We start from the raw sequence: 23009 nt of genomic DNA, 5'->3' as shown, positions 1-23009 counted from the left end.
GCCCGGACCATCTCCGTCGCTCACCTGCGCAGGAGCAGCGCCGAGTCCCCGAACTCGTGCCAGAGGTAGCCCTCGGCCACTGCCGCGTCGTACGCCGCCTGCGTGAGGCGCGGCCCGGCGACCGACTCGACGAGGAGGAGGTGCGAGGCCATCGGGTCGTGCCAGCCCGTGACCAGGCCGTCGACGACGCGCGGCGGCTGGGCGGGCGAGACCACGCGCGAGGTCCAGCCCCGGCTGGCGACGACGTGCCGGCCGAGGACGGCCGACTCGACCGCACGGGTGGCGGTGGTGCCCACGGCGACGACGCGGCCGCCGTTGTCCCGCGCCTGGTTGATCACCCGCGCGCTCGTCGCGGGCACCTCGAACCACTCCGGCCCCGGCGCCTCACCTGCCTCCTGCGAGGAGACGCCGGTGTGCAGCGTGACGGGCGCGAGCTGCACGCCGGCGGTCACCAGGCGGGTCACCAGCACGGGGGTGAACGGTCGCCCCGCCGAGGCCATCTCGGCGCTGCCCGGACGGGTGCCGAAGACGGTCTGGTAGTCCGCGAGCGGGTAGCGGCGGTCGAGGTAGCCGTACGAGATCGGCCGCCCGTTCCACGCGAGCTGCCGGTCCAGGTCCCCGCGGACCGAGGCGCGCCAGAGCCGGTTGCCGGAGCCGGTCGGCGACGACGCCCCGCCCGGCCACGGCGCGCGGAGGGTCAGGCGTACGTCCCCCACGCGGACGACCGCCCCGGCGCTCGCGTCGAGCACGGCGCGCGCAGCGTCGGGAGCCGTGCGCAGCTCCACGACGCTGTCGCCGTCATCGAGGCGGTGCGCGACGTGCAGCACGACGGCGCGCCCGTCGAGGTCGGCGTCGACCTCGGCGGCGACGGTGGCGGAGGTGTTCACGACCAGTACGTCCCCCGCGCGCAGGTGGTCGGGCAGGTCGCGGAACTGACCGTGGGAGATCCCGTCCGGTGTCGCGACCAGCAGCCGCACCTCGTCGCGGGCGAGCCCCCGCGCCTCGGGCGGCTGCGGTGCGAACGACGACGCCTCGAAGCGGGTGTGCGGGGTCTCGTGGAGCAGCGTCATCGGACGTCACCTCCGAGGTCCGCAGCCCGGTAGCGGCCCGACGCCGGTCGCTCGTCCAGCAGCGCCACGAGGTGCGGCACCACGGTCTCCGGAAGCGGCCGGTCGGAGATGTCCTCACCGGGGAAGGCGTCCTGGTGCATCGCCGTCCGCATGTCGCCGGGGTCGACCGCGTACGCCCGCAACCCGGTCTCGGCACCGTAGGTCAGCGTCACGTGGTCGAGTGCCGCCTTGCTCGCGCCGTAGAGGCCCCACCCCTCGTAGTGGTGGACCGCGGCGTCCGAGCTGATCGAGAGGAGCACGCCGTTCGCCTCCCGCAGCCACGGCAGGAGCGCCGAGGTGAGGACCAGCGGTCCGCCGATGTTCGTCCGCCAGACCTGCTGGAGGTCGGCGATGTCCACCTCGGCCAGCGGTCGCATCGGCAGCGGGCCGAGCGTGCTCGCGTTGTGCACCAGCAGGTCGAGCCGGCCGTACGCCGACACCTCGCCGACCAGCGCCTGCCGGTGGTCGGCATCGGTGAGGTCGCCCACCACGACGGTCACCGCGTCAGGGAGATCGGCCTCCTTGAACTTCTCCTCGCTGCGGCCGTCCGTGATCACCCTCCACCCCCGGCCCGCGAGCTCCCTGCACAGGGCCAGCCCGAGGCCGGCCGATCCCCCGGTGACCAGTGCCACCCGTGCTGCTGTCGTCTTGTCAGTCATGGCACCATGGTTCAAGTTGAAGTGAACTTGAGTTCAAGGGGTGATGTCGGATGGATGCCAAGGACCTCCTGCCGATGGGCGAGATCACGCGGCGCAGCGGCTTCGCGGCTTCGGCGATCCGCTACTACGAGGCCGAGGGGCTCATCGAGGCGCACCGCTCCGGCGGCGGCCAGCGGCGGTTCGAGCGGGGCGTGCTGCGCCGTCTCGCCTTTATCCGCGCGGCGTCCAACGTCGGGCTCAGCATCGAGGAGATCCGGGACGAGCTCGGCCGCCTTCCCGGCAACCGCACGCCGACGAAGGCCGACTGGCACCGCATCTCGCGGCACTGGGGACGTCGCCTCGACGAGCAGATCGCCGCCCTCCAACGGCTCAAGGGCGGCCTCGACGGCTGCATCGGCTGCGGGTGCCTGAGCCTGCGGTCGTGCGCCTTCTCCAACCCCGACGACGTCCACGGCGAGGACGGCGCGGGGGCGCGGCTGCTGCCGGACTCGCTGCGGCGACCGCACCCGACGAAGCGGGCCTCCGGCTAACCGGTGGGCTTCTCGAACGACCTGACCAGCGCCTCCAGGGTGGCCGTCCGCTCCCGCCGCGCGAGGACGCGCAGCAGCGGCTTGCCGAACGCGTAGATCCCGTTGGCCCTCAGCCGCGCGTCGTGACGCACCAGCGTCTCCCGCTCCCCCACGGCTTCGAGCGTGTACCCCGGCCAGCCCTCCATCTTCACCCGGCCGGAGGAGGTGGCGTCCCACCAGTGGTACACCAGCCGGTGGGGCGCGTCGTGCTCGACGACCTCGCCGGGCGTGCGGCCCAGGCGGGTGTCGTCCTCGTACGTCGTGCCGACCCCGACGGGTCCGGGCGACGTCTGGCGTGAGCTTCGCAGGATGCTGCCCCTGCCGGGCACCCAGCGGTTGTGGCCCTCGATGTCTGCGAGGCGGGCGAAGACCTCGGCGACGGGTGCCGGCACGGTGCGCTGGATCTCGAGCTCTACCTCGGCCATCTCCTCATGATCGACCCGCCCCGGCCGCCGGACAAGACCGGTCCAGCACGTCGGCGATGATGCACCCGTGAGCGATGCCTACGAGATCCGCACCGACCTCGCCGACATGGACCTCGACCTCGTCCACGAGTGGCTCAGCACCGACGCCTGCTGGTCGCTCGGCCGCACACGTGAGGCGGTGGGCACGGCCGCCGAGCACTCGCTCAACTTCGGTGCGTTCGCCGGCGACGGGCGGCAGGTGGCGTACGCCCGCGTCGTCACCGACCACGCCAACTTCGCCTGGCTGTGCGACGTGTACGTCGACCGCGACCACCGCGGCCGCGGGCTGGGGACGCGGCTGGTTGCGACCGTCACCGAGACGCTGGACCCGCTCGGCATACGGCGGATCCTTCTGGCGACTCGCGACGCGCACGAGGTCTACGCGGGCTTCGGGTTCGAGCCGCTGCCCGACCCCACCATGTGGATGATCAGGACGCCGCCAGCGACGTGAGGTGCATGCCCGGGGGGGGGCGCGGGCCTCCTGGATGGAGTTCCACCCGCACGCGTGGAAGTTCAGGCGAGCTTGCGCCCCTCGAGCGTGGGGCGGGATGAAGTTCCGCCCGTACGCGTGGAAGTTCAGGCTCGACCTCGGGTCAGGGCTCCTCGCCCAGCGTGAACAGCGTCAGCTGCATCCCGTCCGGCGCGGCGACGCGGGCGTTGCGGTCGCCCCACGGCGTGTCCACAGCCGGCGCGACCGGGGTGGCGCCTGCCGCGACGAGCGAGGTGGCGGCCGCGTCCGCGTCCGGCACCTGGAGCGCGAACCGGACCTTGCCCGAGACCCGGTGCCCGACCTCGAGGTCGTCGACCATCGCGGCCTGCGCCTCGTCGAAGAGCTCGAGGGTCGCGCGGCCCGCGTCGAGCAGCAGCACGCGGCCCCGATCGCTGCTCCAGTCGGCGACCTCGGGCAGTCCGAGCGCGTCGCGGTAGAGGCGTACGGCGGCGTCGAAGTCGTCGACGGTCAGCGTGATCCGGAACTCCTGGACGTCGGTCATGGGGACGATCGTCGCGGCTCAGGTGCACCTGAGGTCAAGGCCTACCCGCGGCGGAGCTCGCCGATCACCGTCACGCCGTCCTGCGCGTAGAGCGGCACGTCCTGGCCCTCCGGGCTGGGGCTCGCCAGCTCCTGGTCGAGGGTCCTGGCCGGCTGGGGGAGGTCATCGGCGCGGACGAAGCCGCAACGGCCGTTGCTGCCGTACGCAGCGACGAGGTCCGGCCCCGGGTCGTCCTCGTCGACGCCGGCGCCGGCGCCGTAGGTCATCCCGTTCTCGTTGACCGGGTAGGGCGGCGCGGCGGGGAGACGCGGGCAGTCCTCGAAGACGACCTCGTCGGTCATCTCGTCGGCGTGGGCCCGCGGGTCGATCGCCCGGGCCACCGGCTCCGGCTCCCCCGACGCGGCCACCACCTGCTGCACCTGCACCCCGCCGAGGAAGCCGAGCACGACCGCGGCGACGCCGAGCACGATCCTGGTGAGCACGATCCTGGTGAGCACGGTCCTGGCGAGCATGGGGGTGGGACGAGGCCGGGCGCCCGGAAGTTGTCAGCCGACGGCGACCGGCGTCGGGCTGCTCCCGACCAGGCGGCGTACGACGTCGGCGCAGCCGCCGCAGCCGGTCGTCGCGCGCGTCCGGTCGACGCACTCCCCCACCGTGCCGCAGGCGCGGATCTCGCCCGCGCTCACCCCGGCGCAGGCGCAGACCTCGGCCTCGTCGGGCAGGGGCGTCGGAGCGTCCGCCGCCTCCGGCAGCAGGAGCTGGCCGGGCTCGTCGGGTCCGAGCAGGGTGCCGCGGTCGTAGAGCTGGGTGATCAGCCCGACGCGCGAGAGGTCGCCGACGAGCGCCGCCGCGACGATCCGCCCGCCGTGCACCACGAGCCGGCGGTGCGAGCCGACGATCGGGTTCGACATCTCGACGATCTCCCCCTCGGCGTGCTCCGGGTCGCCGAGCACGGCGACCTCCAGCCCGGTGGCCCGCAGCCGCGCGACGCTGCGCCGGCCGTCGTACGCCGCGTCCTCGCCGCGCAGCACGCGGGCGAGCACCTCCGCCTGCTCCCACGCGGGCGGGACGAACCCGGTCGTACGCCGGCGGTGCTCGGCGCAGTCGCCGATCGCGTGGATGCGGTCGTCGGTGACGCTGGTGAGGGTGGAGTCGACCACCACGCCGCGTGCGACCATCAGCCCTGCCCGTCGGGCGAGCGCGGTCGACGGGCGGCCGCCGGCGGTGAGGACGACGAGGTCCGTCGGGAGGACGTAGCCGTTGTCGAGCTGCAGTCCGTCGTCGGTGAGGCGTACGGCGCGGGCGCCGGTGTAGACCTCGGTGCCGAGGCGCCGGAGGTCGCGCGCGAGGACCCGCCCCGCCCCGGGGCCGACCTGGCTGGCGAGCAGGTGGTCGGCGCCCTCGACGACCTCGGTCTGCAGGCCGCGGACCGAGAGCGCGCGGGCGACCTGCAGCCCGAGCAGGCCGCCGCCCACGACGACCGCGCGAGTGCCGGGCGTGAGGGCCTCGTCGAGCCGGCGGCAGTCGGCGAGCGAGCGGAAGGCGTGGACCTTCGGGTGCAGCGTGCCGTCGCGCCGGACCAGTCCGCGGATCGGGGGCAGCGTGGGGATCGATCCGCAGGCCAGGACGAGCCTGTCGAATGCGAGTCGTTCCCCGTCCACGAGGACGACCTCGCGCGCCTCGCGGTCGATCTCGAGCACCCGCGCACCGAGCCGCAGCTCGATGCCGTGGTCGGCGAACCACGCCTCCGAGCGCAGGGTCAGCGCGGACGGCGCGTGGGTTCCCTCGAGGACGGCCGAGAGCAGGATCCGGTTGTACGGCGCGTGGGGCTCGTCGGCCAGGACGGTCACCGCGAACCGGTCGTCGTCCGCCAGGTGCTCGGCGAGGCGGACCGCGGCCATGCCGCCGCCGACCACGAGGATGCGCTCAGGCATGCGCCACCGAGGCCGCGCAGACCTTGAACTCCGGCATCCTCGAGGCCGGGTCGAGGGCGTCGTTGGTGAGCCGGTTGGCGCCGACCCAGTGGAACGGCACGAACACCGTGTCGGGCCGGATCGTGGCCACCACCCTCGCCGGGGCCGTCATCTGGCCGCGGCGGGTCGCGACGCGTACGGACTGCCCCGTCGCCACGCCGAGGCGTCCGGCCAGCAGCGGGTGCAGCTCGACGAACGGGCCGTCGTCGGGCAGCGACCGCGTGCGCCGGGTCTGCGCGCCGGACTGGTACTGCGCGAGCACCCGCCCCGTCGTGAGGTGGACCGGGTAGTCCGCGCACGGCTGCTCCGCGGCACCGCGGTGCTCGACGGCCAGCATCCGCGCGCGACCGTCGGGGTGCGCGAAGGACTCCCCGAAGAGCCGCTCGCCGCCCCAGAACACGCCGTGCTCGGCGCGGATCCGGTCGTAGGTGATCGCGGAGTAGTCGGCGGGCCCGCCCTCCGAGGCCCGGCCGAGCTCGGCGAAGACCTCCTCCGGGTCGGTCGGGAAGGACGCCGTCGACCCGAGCCGCTCGGCGATCCCGGCGATCACGTCGAGGTCCGACCGCACGCCCGACGGAGGCGTGATCGCCTTCTGGCGCAGGACCACGCGGCCCTCGAGGTTGGTCATCGTCCCCGTCTCCTCGGCCCACTGCGTCACGGGCAGCACCACGTCGGCGAGCGCCGCGGTCTCCGACATCACGATGTCGCACACCACGAGCAGGTCGAGCGACTCCAGCCGCGACGTGACGTGGGTGGCGTTCGGCGCGCTGACGACGATGTTGGAGCCCAGCACCAGCAGCGCCGACGGCCCGTCGGGCGTGCCGAGGGCGTCGAGCAGCTCGTACGCCGACCGGCCGGGGCCGGGCAGCGAGTCGGGCTCCACGCCCCACACCCCGGCCACGTGGGCGCGGGCCGCGGGGTCGTCGATGCGGCGGTAGCCGGGCAGCTGGTCGGCCTTCTGGCCGTGCTCGCGACCGCCCTGGCCGTTGCCCTGCCCGGTGAGGCAGCCGTAGCCGGCGCCGCGCCTGCCGACCATGCCCAGCGCCAGCGCGACGTTGATCCAGGCGAGCACGGTGTCGGAGCCCGTCGAGTGCTGCTCGGCGCCGCGGGCGGTGAGGACCATGACCCGCGGCGAGCCGGCGAGCATCGCGGCGAGGGCGCGCACCTCGTGCGCGTCGATCCCGGTCACCCGCTCGACCCGCTCGGGCCACCAGGCTGCGACCGAGTCGCGGACCTGCTCCCAGCCGGTCGTCCGCTCGGCGAGGTACGCCTCGTCGACCGCGCCGCCGGCGACGAGCAGGTGCAGCAGCCCGAGCGCCAGCGCGAGGTCGGTGCCCGGCACCGGCTGGAGGTGGAGGTCGGCCCGGTCGGCGGTCGGCGTACGCCGCGGGTCGACCACCACCACGCGACCGCCCCGCTCCCGCAGCCGGTCGAGGTGCCGCGCGGCGGGGGGCATCGTCTCGGCGAGGTTGGAGCCGACGAGCACGAGGACGTCGGCCTCCTCGACGTCGGCCAGCGGGAACGGGAGCCCGCGGTCGAGGCCGAAGGCACGGATGCCCGCCGACGCGGCCGACGACATGCACCAGCGGCCGTTGTAGTCGATCTGCGAGGTGCCGAGCGCGACCCGGGCGAGCTTGCCGAGGGCGTACGCCTTCTCGTTGGTCAGCCCGCCGCCCCCGAAGATGGCGACACCGTCCGGCCCCTTCGCCGCCTGCGCCGCGCGGAACCCGTCGACCACCCGGTCGAGCGCGTCGTCCCACGTCACCGCCGACCACTCGCCGGTCTCCCGGTCGCGCACGAGCGGCGACGTGATCCGCTCGCGCCCGCCGTACAGCCCGGCCGCCGACCAGCCCTTGCGGCACAGCGCGCCTTCGTTGACGGGGAACTCCTCCCACGCCGACACCTCGGGTGCCCGCCGGCCGGTCAGCCGCATCCCGCACTGCAGCGAGCAGTAGGGGCAGTGGGTCTCGGTCGCCATCAGGTCAGGTCTCCGCTCAGATCCCGGCGCCGGCCAGGCTCTGGGCGCGGACCTCGGCGGGGCGCCGCAGGTAGACCGCCCAGGTCACCGCGCCGCAGACGACGTAGAACGCGGTGAAGACCACGAAGGCGCCCTTGGTGGCGGACATGGGGTCGGCCACCCACGGTGCGCTGAAGGCCATGGGGATGAGGAAGCCGCCGATGGCGCCCACCGCGCCGATCACGCCGATCGCGGCGGAGGCCTGCTTGGTGCCGGCCAGCAGGGCGGCGGTGCGCTCGGGCGTGCCGGGCGACGTGGCGCGCTCGGCCTCGGTGCGCCAGATCGCCGGGATCATCTTGTAGGTCGAGCCGTTGCCGATGCCGGTGGCGGCGAAGACACAGAGGAAGAAGCCCAGGAACCACGGGAACCACGACTGGTTGGCCGACGCGATCGCCGGGTCCGCGGTCGGGTTGGGGGTGAGCTGCATGAGCGTCCACAGTACGGCCAGCGTGAAGGCGACCATCGCGCCGAACGCGCCCAGCGTCACCTTCGCGCCACCGAGGCGGTCGGCCAGCCAGCCGCCGAACGGCCGGGTCGCCGAGCCGACGAGGGCGCCGAGGAACGCGAAGTAGGCGAAGTAGATGCCGGTCCCCAGCGGCGCCGGCTCCGGCACCCAGAAGTTCAGCTTGATGAGCAGCGGCATGGCGGCCGAGTAGCCGATGAAGGAGCCGAAGGTGCCGATGTAGAGGAAGGCCATGATCCAGGTCTGCCGCTTGCGCACGACCTGCAGCTGCTCGCGGGGGGAGGACTTCGCGGTGCTCAGGTTGTCCATGAAGAAGTACGCCGCGAGCGTCGCGACGACCGCGAGGCCGGCGTACACCCAGGCCGCGCGCTGCAGGTCGATCCCGCCCTCCGACGCCTTGACCAGGCCGAAGATCCCGGCCCCGCCGACGATGACCGGCAAGAAGAGCTGGATCAGGGAGACACCGAGGTTGCCACCGGCCGCGTTGAGGCCCAGCGCGGCGCCCTTCTTGGCCGAGGGGTAGAAGAAGTTGATGTTGGCCATCGAGCTGGCGAAGTTGCCGCCGCCGAGGCCGGCCGTGGCGGCGATGAGGCAGAACACCCAGTACGGCGTGTCCGGCCTCTGCACGGCGTACGCGAACCCGAGCGTGGGGATGAGCAGCAGCGCCGCGCTCGCCATCGTCCAGTTGCGGCCACCGAACTTCGGCACCGCGAACGTGTACGGCAGCCGCAGCAACGAGCCGACGAGGTTGGGCAGGGCCACCAGCAGGAAGAGCTGCTGCGGCGTGTAGTCGAACCCGGTCGCCACCAGGAAGGCCGAGCTCACGCTCCAGATCAGCCACACCGAGAAGCCGAGGTGCTCGGCGAAGATCGACCAGATCAGGTTGCGCCGGGCGACCTGGCGTCCGGTCGTCTCCCAGAAGTCGGGATCCTCGGGACGCCAGTCCTCGATCCAGCGGCGGCTACGACGGGTGGGGGTCTGCATGCTCATGACAGGAGGGTGGCCACCGACTGTGACGAGCGAACTGCCGTCGCGGTGGCAGGACCGTCACATTCTCCTCACGACCTCACGAGGCCGCGGGCGCTTCGTGGTCTGGTCCGCCGACAGGGCCTGTTGACGCCGCGCACGGGCGGGAGTAGAGCTCGTACGAGGTCGGGAAACGCACCACGTTCGTCACGCGCACACGCAGGCGCGATCCGCTACGAGCACGGGAGTTTCCAATGCATGGAAGAAGGCTGTCCAGGGTCCCAGGGGCCCTGCTGGCGGTGGGAGTGCTGTTCGTGGCACCCGCCGCCGTCGGCGCGCAGGCAGGCTGGCCGAGCGCCGGTCACGACCTCGCGAACACGAGGAACGGCGACAGCACGATCGGCGTCGGCGGTGCCGCCAAGCTGGCACTGAAGTGGAAGGTGGCGACCGCCGGCAACGTCTCGGCGACCCCCTCCGTGGAGAACGGGGTCGTCTACGTGCCCGACGACAAGGGCAACCTGTACGCCCTGGCCGCCGCTACCGGCGCCGTCATCTGGCAGAAGAACCTGAGCACCGACTACGGGGCACCCGATGGGGACTACTCCCGGGCGACCCCGGCGATCTCCGGCAACACGCTGGTCCTCGGCGACCAGGCCGGCAAGGTCTTCAGCCCGGACGGATGGGTGTTCGCCGTCGACAAGCGCGACGGCTCCCTGCTGTGGAAGACCACGGTGGAGGGCGGCTACCCGATCCTCACCCAGTCGGCGACGATCGCCGACGGCACGGTCTACATCGGCGCGGCGTCCTACGAAGAGGTCCTCGTGCGGTTCGGGGTGCCGTTGACCTTCCGAGGCTTCTTCATGGCGCTGGACCTCGCGACCGGTCAGGTGAAGTGGAAGACCTACATGACCCCACCCGGATACACCGGTGCGGCGGTGTGGGGCAGTGCGCCGGCGGTGGACACCAAGCGCGGGACCGTCTACGTCGCCACCGGAAACAACTACTCGATCCCCGACTCCGTGACCGCCTGCGTCGCCGCCGCGACCTCGGACGAGGACCGAGCGGCCTGCGTGCCGGCCGACAACATGTTCGACGCGATCGTCGCGCTCGACACGGGAACCGGCGCGGTGAAGTGGTCCACGCGGGCACTGCCCGTCGACGCCTGGAACGTCGCCTGCGGCATCCCCGTGCCCGGTTTCGAGGACCCGGTGGAGGGCTGCCCCGAGAACGCCGGCCCCGACTACGACTTCGCGCAGGCACCGATGCTGTGGAGGACGGGCGGCAGGGACTTCGTGGGCGCGGGCCAGAAGTCAGGAATCTTCTGGGCCCTGGACCCGGACACGGGTGCGGTGGTCTGGAAGACCCAGGCCGCTCCCGGCGGCCTGGCGGGCGGCCTGCAGTGGGGATCGGCCACCGACGGGACGCGGATCTACGTCGCCTCGGCCAACACCGACCAGAAGTCGTGGACGCTGAGCGACGGGACCACCATCGACCACGGTCACTGGGCGGCGCTCGACGCCGCCACGGGCCGCCTGATCTGGGACCGTGCCAACCCGGCGGCGGCCACCGCCTCCGGCGCGGTGACCGTGGCCCGCGGTGTGGTCTACGCGTGCTCCGGCGACGCGGCGGGCCACATGTACGCCCTCAAGGCGAGCGACGGCAGCCAGCTGTGGGACCACTCGTCGGGGGACTTCTGCTACAGCGGCGCTGCGGCCGTGGACGGAGCGCTCTACTGGGGCAGCGGCTACAACCTCGGCGTCGAGCTGCCCGGGCAGGCGATCCACTCGTTCACCGTCAACGGAAGGTAGGAACGCCCGTCGCTACCCAACCTGGGGACTACGTCCGCCCCGCGCTCGCGCGTACCGTGGCGAGGGTGGACCGTCGCGCCTGACGCTGCGCGACCCGACCTTTCGTCAGGCGCGACCACCCGCCTCACGGACCCCACTCGCAGAAGGGCCCCGACCGCAGCTGCGGTCGGGGCCCTTCGTGAGTGCGTACGTCAGACGACGCGGACGTTCTCGGCCTGCGGGCCCTTGGGGCCGGCGGTCACGTCGAACTCGACCTTCTGGTTGTCGTCGAGCGACTTGTAGCCGCTGGACTGGATCGCGGAGAAGTGGACGAACACGTCCTCGCCGCCGCCGTCCTGCGCGATGAAGCCGAAGCCCTTGTCAGCGTTGAACCACTTGACAGTTCCCTGAGCCATGATCTTTTCCTTTGTTTCGTGTCGGGGCTGTCTGCCCCTGAACTGCTGAAGACATCCATGCGTACTGATGTCCAGCGAACCGAAACCAGGAGTACGAGATACGAGCCACGCATCGTGCGCGGCCAGGACGACTGGGTGCTCCGTCCCTTCAACACCCTCGACTGTACGGCACTGGGCCCCAGCCGACGACTCCTCGCCGCTGCCGAGCCGCGCTGACCGCTCGTCGTACGCCGCCGACCGCTGGGCGACCGGCCGCACCCACCGGTCGCCCAGGCCGTGCGCGACCCTCCCGGCCGGGAGGTGAGCGGTGTCACGGTGACCGCGGTCACAGAGGTGACCGCCAGCCACAGTTCGAGAGGACGAAGCCGTGACTATCGAGGCACCCGACCAGGCCGCGCGCCACGATCCGGTCTATGACCGGCTGCACGAATCCAGTGAGTACACCGAGCTGAGGAAGCGCTACCGCGGCTTCGTCATCCCGGCCACCGCCGCCTTCCTGGCGTGGTACCTGCTCTACGTGATCATGTCGAACTGGGCGGGCGGCTTCATGGCCACCAAGCTGGTCGGCAACATCAACGTCGCCCTGGTCTTCGGGCTCCTCCAGTTCGTCACGACCTTCGGCCTGGCCTGGATGTACAGCCGCTACTCCAACGCCAGGCTCGACCCGCTGGCCCGCAGCCTCGAGCAGTCCTACCGCGACCAGGCCGGCACCGACGCGAAGCGGGGCCAGGCATGAGCCAGCGCAGCGAGCGAACCATCCAACACAGTGCGACATGTGCCTCATGCGCGCACGGAGCGAAGCGAGTACGCGCATGAGCGACCAGTTCCTGACCACGTTCCTGTTCCTGTCGGTCGTCGCACTGACGGTCGGCATCACCTTCTGGGCCAGCCGCCAGACCAAGACGGCCACCGACTTCTACTCCGGCGGCCGCTCCTTCTCCGGCTTCCAGAACGGCCTGGCCATCGGCGGCGACTACATGTCGGCCGCCTCCTTCCTCGGCATCTCCGGGGCCATCGCCGTCTACGGCTACGACGGCTTCCTCTACTCCATCGGCTTCCTCGTCGCCTGGCTCGTCGCGCTGCTCCTCGTCGCCGAGATGCTCCGCAACGCGGGCCGCTACACGATGGCCGACCAGCTCGCCTTCCGGATGAACCAGCGCAAGGTCCGCACGGCGGCGTCGGTCTCGACCGTCGTGGTCTCGATCTTCTACCTGCTCGCCCAGATGGTCGGCGCCGGCACGCTGGTGGCGCTGCTCCTCGGCGTCGAGAGCGAGGCGATCAAGAACATCACCATCATCGGCGTCGGCATCCTGATGATCTTCTACGTCGTCGTCGGCGGCATGAAGGGAACGACGTACGTCCAGATCGTCAAGGCCGTGCTGCTCATGCTCGGTTCGGCGCTGATCGTGCTGCTGGTGCTCGCGGAGTTCAACTTCAACCTGTCCTCGCTCCTCGGCGCCGCTGCCGAGAACTCGGGCAAGGGCGACGCCTTCCTGCAGCCCGGCCTGCAGTACGGCAGCTCGCTGACGTCGCAGATCGACTTCCTGTCCCTCGGCCTGGCCCTGGTGCTCGGCACCGCCGGTCTGCCGCACATCCTGATCCGCTTCTACACCGTCCCGACCGCGCGTGACGCGCGGAAGTCGGTGCTGTGGGCGATCGCCCTGATCGGCGCCTTCTACCTGATGACGCTGATCCTCGGCTTCGGTGCGGCTGCCCTGCTCGACCGTGAGGTCGTCGACCCGGCGGCGGGCGGCAACCAGAACCTCGCGTCCCCGCTCCTCGCCGAGGCCGTCGGCGGTGGCGACGGGTCCACCGGTGGTGCGATCCTGCTCGCCCTCATCGCGGCGGTCGCCTTCGCGACGATCCTCGCCGTGGTGGCCGGCCTGACCCTGGCCAGCTCCTCGTCGGTGGCGCACGACCTCTACAAGGGGGTCCTCAAGAAGGACCAGCCGGTCAGCGAGAAGGACGAGGTGCGGGTCGCCCGCATCGCCGCCTTCGGGATCGGTGCCGTCGCGATCGTGCTGTCCATCCCGGCGCAGCGCCTCAACATCGCGTTCCTCGTGGCGCTGGCCTTCGCGGTGGCCGCCTCGGCCAACCTGCCGGCGATCATCTACAACATGTTCTGGCGCCGCTTCAACACCCGCGGTGCGACGTGGAGCATCTACGGCGGCCTGCTCTCCGCCGTGGGCCTGGTGCTGCTCTCGCCGGTGATGTCGGGGCTGCCCACCTCGATGTTCCCCGACTCCGACTGGGCGATCTTCCCGCTCAACAACCCGGGCATCGTCTCGATCCCGCTGGGCTTCCTGCTCGGCTACATCGGCACGATCACCAGCCAGGAGCCCACGGCGGAGGACCGCTTCACCGAGCTGGAGGTCCGCGCCCTGACCGGTGCGGGTGCCGAGGGCGCCACGCACCACTGATCGAGCACCCCACCGGGCTGGTTCACCCGTGACCCCCTCGCCGAGCCGGAGTAGGTTCGGCGAGGGGGGCGGCCACCGCCCCACCCCTTCTTCAACGCCGCACCCGATCCCGCACGTCGACCCCGTACGAGTCCCGCCAGAGGAGAGAGCCTTGTCCGAGCAGACCCTGTCGAACCTGATGCACGAGGACCGTCGATTCGAGCCGCCGGCCGACCTGGCGGCGGACGCCAACGTGAAGGAGGAGGCGTACGCACGTGCCGACTCCGACCGCGAGGCCTTCTGGGCCGAGGCCGCCGAGCGCCTCGACTGGGGGAAGAAGTGGGACCAGGTCCTCGACTGGTCGAACCCGCCGTTCGCGAAGTGGTTCGTCGGCGGGACCCTCAACGCCTCGGTCAACTGCGTGGACCGCCACGTCGAGGCCGGCAACGGCGACAAGGTCGCGATCCACTGGGTCGGCGAGCCCGACGACGATACCCGCGACATCACCTACGCCCAGCTCAAGGACGAGGTGTCCCGGGCGGCCAACGCGCTGACCGAGCTGGGCGTCCAGAAGGGCGACCGGGTCGCGATCTACATGCCGATGATCCCCGAGGTCGTCGTCGCGATGCTGGCCTGCGCCCGCCTCGGCGCCCCGCACACCGTCGTGTTCGGCGGCTTCTCCGCCGACGCCCTCGCCTCGCGCATCACCGACTGCGAGGCGCACGTGGTGATCACCTCCGACGGCGGCTACCGCCGCGGCGCGGCCAGCGCCCTGAAGCCGGCGGTCGACGAGGCCGTCGCCAAGACCGGCGACCTCGTGCGCCACGTGCTGGTCGTCCGGCGTACGGGCCAGGACGTCGACTGGCACGGCCGGGAAGAGGGTGGGCGAGACGTGTGGTGGCACGACGCCGTCGACGGCGCCTCCGCCGAGCACGAGCCCGAGATGCACGACTCCGAGCACCCGCTCTACGTCATGTACACCTCCGGCACGACCGGCAAGCCCAAGGGCATCCTGCACACCACCGGCGGCTACCTCACCGGCACGTCGTACACCCACTGGGCGGTCTTCGACCTCAAGGACGACGACGTCTACTGGTGCACCGCCGACGTGGGCTGGGTGACCGGGCACTCCTACATGGCCTACGGGCCGCTGGCCAACGGCGCGACCCAGGTGATGTACGAGGGCACGCCCGAGAAGGGCCGCTGGTGGCAGATCGTGCAGGACTACAAGGTCACCATCCTCTACACCGCGCCCACCGCGATCCGGACCTTCATGAAGCAGGGCCGCGAGATCCCCGACGGCTACGACATGTCGTCGCTGCGGCTGCTCGGCTCGGTCGGCGAGCCGATCAACCCCGAGGCCTACGTCTGGTACCGCGAGGTCATCGGCGGCGACCGCTGCCCGGTCGTCGACACCTGGTGGCAGACCGAGACCGGCCAGATCATGATCAGCCCGCTGCCCGGCGTCACGGCCGGCAAGCCGGGCTCGGCGATGAAGGCGCTGCCCGGCATCTCCGCCGACGTCGTCGACGACGACGCGAAGTCCGTCGGCAACGGCAACGGCGGCTACCTCGTGCTCAAGGAGCCGTGGCCGGCCATGCTCCGTACGCTCTGGGGCGACGACCAGCGGTTCAAGGACACCTACTGGTCGCGCTGGCCGGGCCTCTACTTCGCCGGCGACGGCGCCAAGCTCGACGAGGACGGCGACATCTGGCTGCTCGGCCGTGTCGACGACGTGATGAACGTGTCGGGCCACCGCCTGTCGACCACCGAGATCGAGTCCGCGCTCGTGTCGCACCCCAAGGTCGCGGAGGCCGCAGTGGTCGGTGCCGCCGACGAGACCACCGGCCAGGCCGTGTGCGCCTTCGTCATCCTGCGCGACTCCGCGGGCGACGGCGGCGAGGACATCGTCGAGGAGCTGCGCAAGCACGTCGCCAAGGAGATCGGCGCGATCGCCAAGCCGCGCCAGATCATGGTCGTGCCCGAGCTGCCCAAGACCCGCTCCGGCAAGATCATGCGCCGCCTGCTCAAGGACGTCGCCGAGCACCGCGAGGTCGGCGACGTCACGACGCTGGCCGACTCGACGGTGATGGACCTGATCAAGACGAGGGAGGGCTCGTCCTCGTCGGAGGACTGACCCGCGTCGGGTGCGCTCACTAGGGTTGGCCCGGTGAGCGCACCCATCGCCGAGGTCGCCGTCATCGGCGGCTCCGGCTTCTACTCGTTCCTGCCCGACGCGACCGAGCACGCGGTCACCACGCCGTACGGCGACCCGTCCGCCCCGATCGCGGTCGGGGAGGTGGCGGGCCGGTCGGTCGCCTTCCTCCCGCGCCACGGCCGCCACCACGACCACCCGCCGCACGGCATCCCCTACCGCGCCAACGCGTGGGCGCTGCGCTCGCTCGGCGTACGCCAGGTGCTGGCGCCCTGCGCCGTCGGCGGGCTCCGCGACACCGTGGCGCCCGGCGACCTCGTCGTGCCGGACCAGCTCGTCGACCGCACCCACCGACGGGTCGGCTCGTTCGTGGAGTCCGGCGCGGTCCACCTGCCGTTCGCCGACCCCTACTGCCCGGGCGTCTCCGCGGCGCTCGCCGGCGCGGACCCCGACGTACGCGCCGGCGGCACCATGGTCGTGGTCGAGGGGCCGCGCTTCTCCACGCGCGCCGAGTCGCGCCACTACGCCGACCAGGGCTGGGACCTGATCAACATGACGGGCGCCCCCGAGGCGGCCCTGGCCCGCGAGATGGGCCAGTGCTACGCCTCCCTCGCGCTCGTCACCGACATGGACGCCGGCGCCGAGTCCGGCGAGGGCGTCGGGCAGGAGGAGGTCTTCGCCCTCTTCCGTGCCAACCTCGAGCGGCTCACCCTGCTCCTCGGCGCGGCCATCGAGGGCCTGCCCGGTCCCGACGGCTGCGCCTGCGGGTCGTGGTGGGACGGCGTCGACCTGACCTACGAGGTGCCGAACCGGTGAGCCGCTGACCGGGGCCGCCGGCCGACCACGCCTCCTCAGTCCTCGAGGGCCTGGCGCACCGGGTCCGGTTCCTGGTCGGGCTCGTGGTGGTCGTCGTCGTAGGTGCGACCGCGTGTGCTCGCCAGCAGCATGACCACCCCGACCACGGCGGCGAGGAGCGAGGCCATGAGGATCGCGATCTTCGCCTCCTCGGTGAGCAGGTCGGATCCCGGGAACGACAGCCCGGCGATGAAGATCGAGACGGTGAAGCCGATGCCGGCGACCGCGCCGAGGCCGAACACCATCGACCACGAGGTGTTCTCCGGCAGCTTCGCGATGCCGAGGCGTACGGCCAGGAAGGACGTGAGGAAGATGCCGACCGGCTTGCCGACCACCAGGCCGAGGATGATCCCGAGGCCCACCGGCTCGGTGAAGACCTCGCTGATCGCACCCAGCTCGACGCCGGCGTTGGCGAGCGCGAAGATCGGCAGCACGACGTACGCCGAGAGCGGGTGCAGCGAGCTGATGAGCCGCTCGACGACGGACACCGACTCCTTGAGCAGGAACCGGAGCCGGGCCAGCTCGTCGGGGTTGAGGTGGCGGTCGCGCAGCGCCCGGGTGGCGTACTCGCGGGCCACCTCCTCGTTGAGCAGCGGCCGCGCGGGGGCGAGCAGGCCGATGGCGACGCCGGCCAGGGTGGCGTGCACGCCGGACTCGAGCAGGGCGAACCAGACGCCGACGCCGAGGATCGCGTAGACCACGACCGTCCAGATCCGCAGCACCCGCGCCACGACCATCGCGCCGAGCAGGCCGATCGCGATCGCCAACCAGGTCAGCGACAGGTCGCTGGTGTAGAACACCGCGATCACGAGGATCGCGCCGATGTCGTCGACGATCGCCAGGGTCAGCAGGAAGAGCCGGGCGGCCGACGGGATCCGGCGCCCGAGGACGCCGAGGACGCCGACCGCGAACGCGATGTCGGTCGCCATCGGGATGCCCCACCCGGCGCCGCCGTCACTGCCCGGCGGGTTGAGCGCGAGGTAGAGACCGGCCGGCAGGACCATGCCGCCGACGGCGGCGACGATCGGCAGGGCAGCCGTCTTGGGGTCGCGCAGGTCGCCGTTGACCAGCTCGTACTTGATCTCCAGGCCGACGACGAAGAAGAAGATCACCATCAGGGCGTCGTTGACCCAGTGCTGGAGCGACTCGTCGAGGTGCAGCGGACCGACGTCGAGCGTCAGGTGGGCGTGCCAGAGCGCGTCGTACGACTCGGCCCACGGGCTGTTGGCCCACAGCAGGGCGGCGGCCGCCGCGACGAGCAGCAGGATCGACCCGGCCGCCTCCACCCGGAGGAACTCGCGCATCGGTCGCGCGACCAGTCGGGCCAGCGGCTTGTCGCTCGCGATGTAGACCGGGCCGGTCTGCCAGACCTCGTCGTCGGGCCGGGGGTCCTGGGGCTTGCGGGGTGAGGCCATGCGGCGGCGCATCCTTCGGGGGTCGTCGGGGAACCGTCACCGCGGATGATCACCACGGGCCGACCAGACTTCCCGGCTCACCTGCAGCTCAGTCTAGACGGAGCGGTGATGCGCGCGGACCCGTTGGTAGGGTCGCAGCGTCAGCTCCCCCGGCGTACACCGAAGGACCGCAGCACATGGCCAACGAACCGATCCAGGACGGCGATCCGACGCTCGGCAAGCTCGTCATGGACGCGCAGCGGGACATCTCGAGCCTGATCTCCAAGGAGATCCAGCTCGCGAAGAGCGAGATCAAGGTCAGCGTCAAGCACGGCGGGGTCGGCATCGGCCTGTTCGCGGGGGCGGCGTTCATCGGCCTGCTCGCGATCATCATGCTCTCGGTCGCGATCGCCTACTTCATCCACTGGAACGGCCAGGGCCTCGACCTGCACTGGGCCTTCCTGATCGTCTTCGCGCTCTACGTCCTCATCGCCGGGCTGCTCGCGCTGGTCGGCCTCAAGCAGGTCAAGCAGGTCAAGGCGCCCGAGCGCGCGATCGAGCAGGGCAAGCAGATCCCGCAGGCCCTCAAGGGCCGGGGCTGACGCAGGCCGTACGTCTCCCCGGCTCAGCGCACGCATGTGCCGGTGTCGACCGGTGATCCCCGCGTCAGGCCCTCGGCCGCGGACTCGGCGACCTGGTCGGCGGTCAGTGCGTAGCCGGTGTCGGGGTCGCTGACCGAGGCGGCGAAGACCATCCCGGCGACGTCGCCGGCGGAGGTCACGATCGGTCCGCCGGAGTTGCCCGGGCGGATGAGCGCGCGCAGGGAGAAGACCTGGCGGATGACCGTCCCGTCGCCGTAGATGTCGGGCGAGCGCAGCCGCTGCTCGGCGCGGATGCGCCCGGACTCGACGGAGTAGGGCCCGTCCTGCGGGTAGCCGAGGACCGCGACCGGGTCGCGCGGCTCGGCCTCGGTGTCGAACGCGAGCTGCGGCACCCCGGTGTCGGGCAGCGCGAGCACGGCGATGTCGAGGTCGGCGTCGTAGAGCACGACCGACGCGGTGACCGACGTCCCGCCGACCTCCACCTCGGGGCGCGTCACGCCCGCCACGACGTGGGCGTTGGTCATCAGCCGGCCGGGGGCGTAGAAGAAGCCCGTGCCCTCCACGCCGCTGCCGCAGCCGTTGGCGCCGCGGACCTTGACGACGCTGGCCTCGGCGGCGAGCACGTCGGGGTCGGTGAGCATGCGCGGGTCGCCGGGCCGGACCGCCACGATCCGCTCGGGCGCGAAGGGCTCGAGGTAGCGCGGGAAGAAGGTCGTCCCGACGACGTTGTTGAAGGTCTGCAGCACCTTGCCGGAGTCGGTCGGGAGCGTCTGGTCGACCTTGGCGAGGATCGCCGAGTCGCGCACCATCGGCGTGATCGCGCCGATGCGGGTGCCGGAGACCGCGACGCCGAGCGCCCACGCGACCAGCAGCACGGCCACGGCGCTGAGGGCCGAGCCGCCCACCGCGTCGACGGCGCGGATCGGCTGCCAGGTGATGCTGTCGCGGATGCGCGCACCGACGTACTGGAAGAGTGCCTGGCCGAGCGAGGCGGAGATGATCACGATGAACAGCGCGCCCAGCGACACCCACAGCGACGGGGCCGCGTCGCCGAGCGCGACCGGGGCCACCCAGATGCCGCCGAGCCCGCCGAGCAGCAGGCCGGCGGTCGCGCTGGCGCCGGTGATGAAGCCCTGCCAGTAGCCCGAGAGGGCGTAGATCCCCACGAGTGCGACGAGGCACCAGTCGAGGACGTTCAATGGCCTACTCCTCGAGCCTGGTGTTCTGCGGCGTGTTGGGAGCGAGGTCCGTTCCCCTGGGGACACCTTGCAGCATGTGGTCGGGGAGGTCACGCACCCGCGCCCGGTCCCAGTCCTCCGCCCAGCCGAGGTAGCTGAACAGACGTGCGATGATCCCGGCGGTGAAGCCCCAGAGGATGACGTCCTTGTCGGGCCCGATCAGGAAGCCCGGTCCCGTCCAGCCGCTGGGGTGCCGGACGTTGATCCGGTGCTCCGGGTCGAGCAGGTCGGCGATCGCCACGTGGTGGATCTCGTGGACCTCCTCGGGGCTCTCGATCCGGACCTCGCCGCGGTCGCGCCAGTAGCCGAGGATCGGCGTCACCGCGAAGTTGCTCGGCGGCAGCCACAGCTCGGGCAGCTCGCCGAAGACCTCGACCTCGGCGGGCTCGAGGCCGATCTCCTCGTACGCCTCGCGCAGCGCCGCCTCCACCGGGGTCTCCCCCTCGTCGAGCGAGCCGCCCGGGAAGGACACCTGGCCGGGGTGGGAGCGCATGTAGTGGTTGCGCTCGGTGAGCAGGAGCTCGCCCCGGTGGGCGAGGTCGTCGGGGGTGGTGGGGTCGGACTCGCGGTCGGCGAACACCATCAGCACCGCGCCCCGCCGCGGGTCGCTGCCCTCGGGCGGCATGAACCGCGTCAGCTCGTGGACGGTGATCGTGGAGGCGGCCTCGACCACCGGGGCCAGCCAGCCCGGCAGCGAGGTGCTCACAGCGCGATCCCCAGGTGCTCGGCGACCTTGGCCTTGATCTCCGCCACGGACTCCACGCCGCCGGAGTCCTGCGCCACGACCTGGCCCTCGGCGTCGACGAAGACGAAGGCCGGCAGCCCGCGCCGCGCCACCGCGAAGGCCTCCTCGGCCATCAGCTCGCCACCGGGATCGGCGATCGAGGGATACGTCGCGCCGGTCTCCTCGGCCAGCGCCAGCGCGCTGTCGGGGTGCACGTCGTTGAAGTCGATGCCGAGCACCGGCACCCGGTCGCCGTACTGCTGGTGGAACTCCTCCAGCGCCGGCATCTCCTCGCGGCACGGCTCGCAGAACGCCTGCCAGAGGTTGATCACCACGGGCCCACGCAGCGACGAGAGCTCGATGTCTGGGCCGCCACCCAGGCACGGCAGGGTCAGCTCGGGCAGCCCGCCCTCGACGGGCTCGCCGGTGCCGGGCTCGCAGTCCTCCATGCCGATGCGCGCCTTGACCTCCCGCAGCGCAGGCGTGTCGACGTCGATGTCGGGAGGGCGTACGTCGATGCGCCCGCCGTCGGACGTGCACGCGGTGAGTGCTGCCGCGAGGAGCAGCACGAGGACAGCCCGGATCATGCGGGGCCCTGGGTGGTGACGAGCTTCTCCGCCTCGACCGGGTCGGTCGGGCCGGCGCCGAAGGACGGGCACAGCCGCGCGACCGGGCAGGCTCCGCACGCGGGCTTCTTGGCGTGGCAGCGGCGACGGCCGTGCCAGATGAGGTGGTGCGACAGCATCGTCCAGTCGCGCTTGGGGAACAGCGCCCCGACCGCGTGCTCGACCTTGACCGGGTCGGTCTCCTCGGTCCAGCCGAGGCGGCGCGCGAGCCGGCCGAAGTGGGTGTCGACGGTGATGCCCGGCTTGCCGAAGGCGTTGCCGAGGACGACGTTGGCGGTCTTGCGACCGACGCCGGGGAGCGTGACGAGGTCCTCGAGCCGGTCGGGCACCTGGCCGTCGTAGCGCTCGACGAGCGCCTGGCTGAGCTTGAGCAACGAGTCGGTCTTGGCGCGGAAGAAGCCGAGCGGGCCGAGCAGCTGCTCCATGTGCTCGCGCGGGGCGGCCGCCATCGCCTCGGGCGTGGGATAGGCGGCGAACAGGGCCGGACTGGCGGCGTTGACCCGCCTGTCGGTGGTCTGCGCGGACACCACGGTGACGACGAGGCACTCGAACGGGTTGGTGAAGTCGAGCTCGGCACGGGCGTCGGGATAGGTCTCGGCGAGGATCCGGTCGACCTTGCGTGCGCGCCGCACCAGTGACGTGTCGGGCTTGGCGATCGCGACCTGGGCGGCCTTCTTGGCGGGGGCGGGCACGCGCCAAGCGTACGGTCCGGGTCCGACACCGCCACACGCGGAGAGCAGCCGGCAAACCGCGCACATCTGGCGCGGAGTCGCGGTTGTGAGCCGGACCACGGCTAGGATCGTGCCGGATCCCGAGCACCACTGGACGGGACGCACCCCAATGGGAGGAATGACGTGGACAACGACGTGCTCCGGCAGGCACCGCTGTTCAGCTCGCTCGACGACGAGGCGGCGACCGCGCTGGGCGGCTCGATGGCCGAGACCAAGCTCCGTCGCGGCGAGGTGCTCTTCCACGAGGGCGACTCGGGCGACAAGCTCTACATCGTCACCGAGGGCAAGGTGAAGCTCGGCCGCTCCTCCTCCGACGGTCGCGAGAACCTGCTCGCCATCATGGGTCCCGGCCAGATGTTCGGCGAGCTCTCCCTCTTCGACCCGGGCCCGCGCTCGGCGACCGTCACCGCCGTCACCGACGCCTCCTTCGGCTCGCTGTCCCACGACGACCTGCTGCGCTGGCTCGACGGCCGCCCGCAGGTGGCCCGCGGCCTGCTGTCGCAGCTCGCCTCACGGCTGCGCAAGTCCAACGACGTCGTCGCCGACCTCGTCTTCTCCGACGTGCCCGGCCGCGTCGCCAAGGCGCTGCTCGACCTCGCCGACCGCTTCGGCCGCACGGCCGACGACGGCGTCCACGTCCACCACGACCTCACCCAGGAGGAGCTCGCCCAGCTGGTCGGCGCCTCCCGCGAGACGGTCAACAAGGCGCTCGCCGACTTCGCCTCGCGCGGCTGGCTGCGCCTGGAGCCCCGCTCCGTGGTGATCATGGACCTCGAGCGTCTCTCCCGCCGCGCCCGCTGAAGCTTCCTCGCACCATTTCCTGACAGCTGACCCCCGATCCGGCGCCCGCGTGCGTCGTACGTCGTGAAG

The 23009-nt window shown here is 71.9% G+C and carries 23 protein-coding genes; 9 read left to right on the top strand and 14 right to left on the bottom strand.

Going from position 1 to position 23009, the window contains the following annotated elements; genetic code table 11:
• Window positions 1-20 precede the first annotated feature (20 nt).
• Together IEZ24_RS12480 and IEZ24_RS12475 are read right to left on the bottom strand one after the other, a co-directional pair.
• Entirely contained in the window at window positions 21-1070 is a 1050-nt protein-coding gene (locus IEZ24_RS12480) for an S-adenosylmethionine:tRNA ribosyltransferase-isomerase (protein WP_129454179.1), read from the bottom strand.
• Complete coding sequence (locus IEZ24_RS12475) at window positions 1067-1768, bottom strand: SDR family oxidoreductase (RefSeq protein ID WP_129454178.1); 702 nt, start codon at window positions 1766-1768, stop codon at window positions 1067-1069. The genes IEZ24_RS12480 and IEZ24_RS12475 overlap by 4 nt, the downstream gene beginning before the upstream one ends.
• Window positions 1769-1818: 50 nt before the next feature.
• On the opposite strand from IEZ24_RS12475, the gene soxR reads away from it, so the two are divergent.
• Entirely contained in the window at window positions 1819-2298 is a 480-nt protein-coding gene (soxR, locus tag IEZ24_RS12470) for a redox-sensitive transcriptional activator SoxR (protein WP_129454177.1), read from the top strand.
• On the opposite strand, the gene IEZ24_RS12465 is transcribed toward soxR, so the two are convergent.
• Complete coding sequence (locus IEZ24_RS12465; RefSeq protein WP_129454176.1) at window positions 2295-2762, bottom strand: SRPBCC family protein; 468 nt, start codon at window positions 2760-2762, stop codon at window positions 2295-2297. The two genes, soxR and IEZ24_RS12465, sit on opposite strands and share 4 nt — an antisense overlap.
• 67 nt (window positions 2763-2829) lie before the next feature.
• Here IEZ24_RS12465 and IEZ24_RS12460 point away from each other — a divergent pair, with 67 nt between their 5' ends.
• Window positions 2830-3252: a GNAT family N-acetyltransferase gene (locus IEZ24_RS12460; RefSeq protein ID WP_207206738.1), complete on the top strand. Its 423-nt coding sequence runs from the start codon at window positions 2830-2832 to the stop codon at window positions 3250-3252.
• 142 nt (window positions 3253-3394) lie between these two features.
• Here the strand turns inward: IEZ24_RS12460 and IEZ24_RS12455 are convergent, their stop codons facing one another.
• From IEZ24_RS12455 to IEZ24_RS12435, 5 genes are read right to left on the bottom strand one after another with little or no spacing between them, the layout of a single operon-like run.
• Window positions 3395-3793: a VOC family protein gene (locus IEZ24_RS12455; protein WP_129454175.1), complete on the bottom strand. Its 399-nt coding sequence runs from the start codon at window positions 3791-3793 to the stop codon at window positions 3395-3397.
• 41 nt (window positions 3794-3834) lie between these two features.
• Window positions 3835-4305 (bottom strand): hypothetical protein, encoded by a 471-nt coding sequence (locus IEZ24_RS12450; RefSeq protein ID WP_129454174.1) that lies wholly within the window; start codon window positions 4303-4305, stop codon window positions 3835-3837.
• A gap of 33 nt (window positions 4306-4338) precedes the next feature.
• Window positions 4339-5727 carry an FAD-dependent oxidoreductase gene (locus tag IEZ24_RS12445; RefSeq protein ID WP_129454173.1) on the bottom strand — a complete coding sequence of 463 codons (1389 nt, stop codon included), beginning with the start codon at window positions 5725-5727 and terminating at the stop codon, window positions 4339-4341.
• Complete coding sequence (locus IEZ24_RS12440; RefSeq protein WP_129454172.1) at window positions 5720-7744, bottom strand: molybdopterin oxidoreductase family protein; 2025 nt, start codon at window positions 7742-7744, stop codon at window positions 5720-5722. The genes IEZ24_RS12445 and IEZ24_RS12440 overlap by 8 nt, the downstream gene beginning before the upstream one ends.
• 16 nt (window positions 7745-7760) lie before the next feature.
• The gene (locus tag IEZ24_RS12435) at window positions 7761-9236 is read right to left on the bottom strand and encodes an MFS transporter (protein ID WP_129454171.1); all 1476 of its coding nucleotides are present in this window, start codon (window positions 9234-9236) and stop codon (window positions 7761-7763) included.
• Window positions 9237-9511: 275 nt separating this feature from the next.
• Between IEZ24_RS12435 and IEZ24_RS12430 the strand changes: the two genes are divergently transcribed.
• Window positions 9512-11020 (top strand): outer membrane protein assembly factor BamB family protein, encoded by a 1509-nt coding sequence (locus IEZ24_RS12430; RefSeq protein ID WP_165356020.1) that lies wholly within the window; start codon window positions 9512-9514, stop codon window positions 11018-11020.
• Between the two features lie 191 nt (window positions 11021-11211).
• Here IEZ24_RS12430 and IEZ24_RS12425 read toward each other — a convergent pair whose 3' ends face one another.
• The gene (locus tag IEZ24_RS12425) at window positions 11212-11415 is read right to left on the bottom strand and encodes a cold-shock protein (protein WP_129454169.1); all 204 of its coding nucleotides are present in this window, start codon (window positions 11413-11415) and stop codon (window positions 11212-11214) included.
• Window positions 11416-11782: 367 nt separating this feature from the next.
• On the opposite strand from IEZ24_RS12425, the gene IEZ24_RS12420 reads away from it, so the two are divergent.
• The 4 genes from IEZ24_RS12420 (at window position 11783) to IEZ24_RS12405 (ending at window position 16785) form a co-directional block, all read left to right on the top strand.
• Complete coding sequence (locus IEZ24_RS12420; protein WP_129454168.1) at window positions 11783-12151, top strand: DUF485 domain-containing protein; 369 nt, start codon at window positions 11783-11785, stop codon at window positions 12149-12151.
• A gap of 76 nt (window positions 12152-12227) precedes the next feature.
• Window positions 12228-13835, top strand: coding sequence for a solute symporter family protein (locus IEZ24_RS12415; RefSeq protein ID WP_129454167.1), 1608 nt, complete (start codon window positions 12228-12230; stop codon window positions 13833-13835).
• Between the two features lie 178 nt (window positions 13836-14013).
• Entirely contained in the window at window positions 14014-15951 is a 1938-nt protein-coding gene (gene acs / locus IEZ24_RS12410; protein WP_207206750.1) for an acetate--CoA ligase, read from the top strand.
• A gap of 33 nt (window positions 15952-15984) precedes the next feature.
• On the top strand, window positions 15985-16785 hold the full coding sequence (locus tag IEZ24_RS12405; RefSeq protein ID WP_129454165.1) for an S-methyl-5'-thioadenosine phosphorylase: 801 nt from the start codon (window positions 15985-15987) through the stop codon (window positions 16783-16785).
• Between the two features lie 35 nt (window positions 16786-16820).
• Here the strand turns inward: IEZ24_RS12405 and nhaA are convergent, their stop codons facing one another.
• Complete coding sequence (gene nhaA / locus IEZ24_RS12400; protein ID WP_129454164.1) at window positions 16821-18239, bottom strand: Na+/H+ antiporter NhaA; 1419 nt, start codon at window positions 18237-18239, stop codon at window positions 16821-16823.
• Between the two features lie 176 nt (window positions 18240-18415).
• Between nhaA and IEZ24_RS12395 the strand changes: the two genes are divergently transcribed.
• The gene (locus tag IEZ24_RS12395) at window positions 18416-18820 is read left to right on the top strand and encodes a phage holin family protein (RefSeq protein ID WP_129454163.1); all 405 of its coding nucleotides are present in this window, start codon (window positions 18416-18418) and stop codon (window positions 18818-18820) included.
• 23 nt (window positions 18821-18843) lie between these two features.
• Here the strand turns inward: IEZ24_RS12395 and IEZ24_RS12390 are convergent, their stop codons facing one another.
• The 4 genes from IEZ24_RS12390 to nth are packed head-to-tail and all read right to left on the bottom strand — an operon-like array spanning window position 18844 to window position 22100.
• Window positions 18844-20019, bottom strand: coding sequence for a MarP family serine protease (locus tag IEZ24_RS12390; RefSeq protein ID WP_129454162.1), 1176 nt, complete (start codon window positions 20017-20019; stop codon window positions 18844-18846).
• 4 nt (window positions 20020-20023) lie between these two features.
• Window positions 20024-20764 (bottom strand): NUDIX hydrolase, encoded by a 741-nt coding sequence (locus IEZ24_RS12385; protein WP_129454161.1) that lies wholly within the window; start codon window positions 20762-20764, stop codon window positions 20024-20026.
• The gene (locus IEZ24_RS12380) at window positions 20761-21369 is read right to left on the bottom strand and encodes a TlpA family protein disulfide reductase (RefSeq protein ID WP_129454160.1); all 609 of its coding nucleotides are present in this window, start codon (window positions 21367-21369) and stop codon (window positions 20761-20763) included. Before IEZ24_RS12380 ends, IEZ24_RS12385 begins: the two co-directional genes overlap by 4 nt.
• Window positions 21366-22100, bottom strand: coding sequence for an endonuclease III (gene nth, locus IEZ24_RS12375; RefSeq protein WP_242498414.1), 735 nt, complete (start codon window positions 22098-22100; stop codon window positions 21366-21368). The genes IEZ24_RS12380 and nth overlap by 4 nt, the downstream gene beginning before the upstream one ends.
• Window positions 22101-22262: 162 nt before the next feature.
• Here nth and IEZ24_RS12370 point away from each other — a divergent pair, with 162 nt between their 5' ends.
• On the top strand, window positions 22263-22940 hold the full coding sequence (locus IEZ24_RS12370; protein ID WP_129454159.1) for a Crp/Fnr family transcriptional regulator: 678 nt from the start codon (window positions 22263-22265) through the stop codon (window positions 22938-22940).
• Window positions 22941-23009 lie beyond the last annotated feature (69 nt).

This window comes from Nocardioides ganghwensis (assembly GCF_014779655.1).
Taxonomy (GTDB): domain Bacteria; phylum Actinomycetota; class Actinomycetes; order Propionibacteriales; family Nocardioidaceae; genus Nocardioides; species Nocardioides ganghwensis.
The sequence above is the reverse complement of the archived record's forward strand: the minus strand, read 5'-3'. Positions and strand labels throughout refer to the sequence as shown.

Coding starts and splice junctions, on each gene's coding strand:
- IEZ24_RS12480 (WP_129454179.1), bottom strand. CDS start 1,070: ATGACGCTGCTCCACGAGACCCCGCACACCCGCTTCGAGGCGTCGTCG.
- IEZ24_RS12475 (WP_129454178.1), bottom strand. CDS start 1,768: ATGACTGACAAGACGACAGCAGCACGGGTGGCACTGGTCACCGGGGGA.
- soxR (WP_129454177.1), top strand. CDS start 1,819: ATGGATGCCAAGGACCTCCTGCCGATGGGCGAGATCACGCGGCGCAGC.
- IEZ24_RS12465 (WP_129454176.1), bottom strand. CDS start 2,762: ATGGCCGAGGTAGAGCTCGAGATCCAGCGCACCGTGCCGGCACCCGTC.
- IEZ24_RS12455 (WP_129454175.1), bottom strand. CDS start 3,793: ATGACCGACGTCCAGGAGTTCCGGATCACGCTGACCGTCGACGACTTC.
- IEZ24_RS12450 (WP_129454174.1), bottom strand. CDS start 4,305: ATGCTCGCCAGGACCGTGCTCACCAGGATCGTGCTCACCAGGATCGTG.
- IEZ24_RS12445 (WP_129454173.1), bottom strand. CDS start 5,727: ATGCCTGAGCGCATCCTCGTGGTCGGCGGCGGCATGGCCGCGGTCCGC.
- IEZ24_RS12440 (WP_129454172.1), bottom strand. CDS start 7,744: ATGGCGACCGAGACCCACTGCCCCTACTGCTCGCTGCAGTGCGGGATG.
- IEZ24_RS12435 (WP_129454171.1), bottom strand. CDS start 9,236: ATGAGCATGCAGACCCCCACCCGTCGTAGCCGCCGCTGGATCGAGGAC.
- IEZ24_RS12425 (WP_129454169.1), bottom strand. CDS start 11,415: ATGGCTCAGGGAACTGTCAAGTGGTTCAACGCTGACAAGGGCTTCGGC.
- IEZ24_RS12415 (WP_129454167.1), top strand. CDS start 12,228: ATGAGCGACCAGTTCCTGACCACGTTCCTGTTCCTGTCGGTCGTCGCA.
- acs (WP_207206750.1), top strand. CDS start 14,014: ATGCACGAGGACCGTCGATTCGAGCCGCCGGCCGACCTGGCGGCGGAC.
- nhaA (WP_129454164.1), bottom strand. CDS start 18,239: ATGGCCTCACCCCGCAAGCCCCAGGACCCCCGGCCCGACGACGAGGTC.
- IEZ24_RS12395 (WP_129454163.1), top strand. CDS start 18,416: ATGGCCAACGAACCGATCCAGGACGGCGATCCGACGCTCGGCAAGCTC.
- IEZ24_RS12380 (WP_129454160.1), bottom strand. CDS start 21,369: ATGATCCGGGCTGTCCTCGTGCTGCTCCTCGCGGCAGCACTCACCGCG.